The 2,270-nt window shown below is 70.0% G+C and carries 2 protein-coding genes; one reads left to right on the top strand and one right to left on the bottom strand.

The annotated features are described in order from the left end of the window. Positions 1 to 16: 16 nt before the first annotated feature. A complete protein-coding gene (locus tag D7X12_RS40945; protein ID WP_120630516.1) occupies positions 17 to 1,216 on the top strand; it encodes a glycosyltransferase family 2 protein in 1,200 nt (399 codons plus the stop codon). A gap of 100 nt (positions 1,217 to 1,316) precedes the next feature. Here D7X12_RS40945 and D7X12_RS40940 read toward each other — a convergent pair whose 3' ends face one another. Further along, complete coding sequence (locus D7X12_RS40940) at positions 1,317 to 2,168, bottom strand: CHAP domain-containing protein (RefSeq protein WP_120630515.1); 852 nt, start codon at positions 2,166 to 2,168, stop codon at positions 1,317 to 1,319. Positions 2,169 to 2,270: the final 102 nt, after the last annotated feature.

The following is a 2,270-nucleotide window of genomic DNA, read 5'->3' as shown; positions in this document are numbered from 1 at the left end:
TCGGGAGGGTGGGTCGATGGCGGAGGTCTTCTTCTGGTGCGCGGCGCTGGCACTCGTGCACACGTATTTCTTCTATCCCTTGAGCCTGTTCGCCCTGGAGGGCATGGCGCAGGTCTTCCAGAACATGAGGCGGATGCGTTCCGGGGGCACCGTCCAGGCGAGCGTCCCCGCGGGGCCGCTGCCGTCGGTGAGCCTGGTGGTGGCCGCGTACAACGAGGCCTCCTGCATCGAGCAGAAGCTGCAGAACAGCCTGGCGCTGGACTACCCGGCGGACCGCTTCGAGGTGGTCATCGGTTCGGATGGCTCCACGGACGGGACGGACGGGCTCGTGCAGCAGTGCACGGATCCCCGCGTGCGGCTGTCGCCCGCGCCCCGCGCAGGCAAGACGACGGTGCTCAACCGCTGCATCCCCTCCGCCCATGGCGACATCGTGCTCCTGTCGGACGCGAACACGATGATCGACCCGGACGCGGTGCGGAAGCTGGTGCGCCACTTCGAGGACCCGGAGGTCGGCGCCGTCTGCGGCAAGCTGCGCCTCTACAACCCCACGAAGCAGGACTACGAGGAGAGCGCCTACTGGAGCTACGAGTCCCTCATCAAGATGTACGAGGGAAAGCGCGGCTCGGTGGTGGGGGCCAACGGCGGCCTCTACGCCATCCGGCGCTCGCTCTTCACGCTGCTGCCGCCGTCCACCATCGTGGATGACTTCGTGATTCCGCTGCGCATCCTCGAGAGCGGCTACAAGGTCCACTACGAGGAGACCGCCGTCGCGCACGAGGAGACGACGGAGGATTACGGCAAGGAGTTCGGCCGGCGCGCTCGCATCGCGGCGGGCAACTTCCAGAGCCTGCGCCTCGTGCCCGGGCTGCTGCTGCCCACGGCGGGCTTCCCCGCGTTCGCGTTCTGGTCGCACAAGCTGCTGCGCTGGTGCGCGCCCGCCCTGATGGTGGCGGCGTTCGTGGCCAACCTCTTCCTGCTCGACAGCGCCTTCTACCAGGCGACGCTCCTGGGCCAGACGCTCTTCTACGCCCTGGCGTACCTGGGCCGCGCGGGCGTGTTCAAGAGCGGCGTCGCGAAGCGGGTGTCGTCGGTGGCCTACTACTTCGTCACCATGAACATGGCGATCGCCGTGGGCTTCTGGCGCTTCCTGCGCAACTCGCAGCGCGCCGCGTGGGACCGCACCGCCCGGGTCGCGTCCTCCACGACCACCACCTAGCCGTCAGCTTTTTCGCAAAGGCAGTCCAGGCCCGTCGTTCCCCGGTGGCGCTCCGGCTGGTTCCGGAAGCACCCCGCAGGGAGCGACGGGCTTTCTCTTGCTACCGGGCCGCCGCCACAGCCACGGGCTTCGCGGTGCCCGAGGGCAGCACGCTGCCGAACGCGGCGAAGAGCTGGCCGGTGAGGACGTGCGTCTGTCCGGGACCGGGGTTTCGCAGCATGTCGTTGAGCACCTCGCCCGTCCGCGGATCGCGGGGCAGGTGGGGGCGCGCCAGGTTCATCCGGTAGCGCACGACGCCGCGCTTCACCCGGTGGATGACGGTGACGGTGCCATCCGCGTCCACCCCGTCCACGAGCCCCACGTGCGTGAGGCCGTCGTTGCGGCGGCCGTCGCGGTTCTGATCATACGTCTCGCGGAAGAACACCAGGTCCCCCGGCACGGGCCGGCCTTCCGTGTACACGCGGCCGTTCGCGCGGGCGTAGCGGTAGATCGCGGTGACGCCGTTGTCTCCGGGCTTCAGCGTGCCGCGGAACTTCAGGCCTGCCTGGGCATACGTGGCCTCGATGAGCGCCGTGCAGTCCGCCGGGTAGCGCCGGCCGTTCACCTGGATGGTGGGCTGTCCCACCAGCGTGCGGGCCGTGGTGAGCACGCGCTCGCGCGGGTTGGACACGGGCGCCATGCTCACGGCGGCCTTCTTCGTAGGAGGCGCGGCGGGGCGTGCCTTCACCTGCGCCTGGCTCGCAGGGGAGGCCTTCGCGGGCCGTGCCTTGGAGGCCGGCGCCCTGTGGCTGTCACGGCTCGCGACCGACGAGGACAGCGCGGCGCGGGGGAAGGCCGGCGGGGATGCGGAGCGGTAGCGCACCGGCTCCGACGCCACCCAGCCGCCCACGGGGGCCCCGGTCGCACAGCCCGTCGTCATCGCCAGCAGCGCCATCCACATGCCCAGCTTCATGGCCACCTCGTCCTGTAGCGTCCTGGGGCACAGGCTCACCCCGCTGGACGGTGTAGTCAAAAAAACCACCCAGGCAACCGGGCAGGACGGCTCGGGTTTTCG

The sequence above is a fragment of the Corallococcus sicarius genome (assembly GCF_003611735.1).
GTDB classification, from domain to species: Bacteria; Myxococcota; Myxococcia; order Myxococcales; family Myxococcaceae; genus Corallococcus; species Corallococcus sicarius.
The sequence above is the reverse complement of the archived record's forward strand: the minus strand, read 5'-3'. Positions and strand labels throughout refer to the sequence as shown.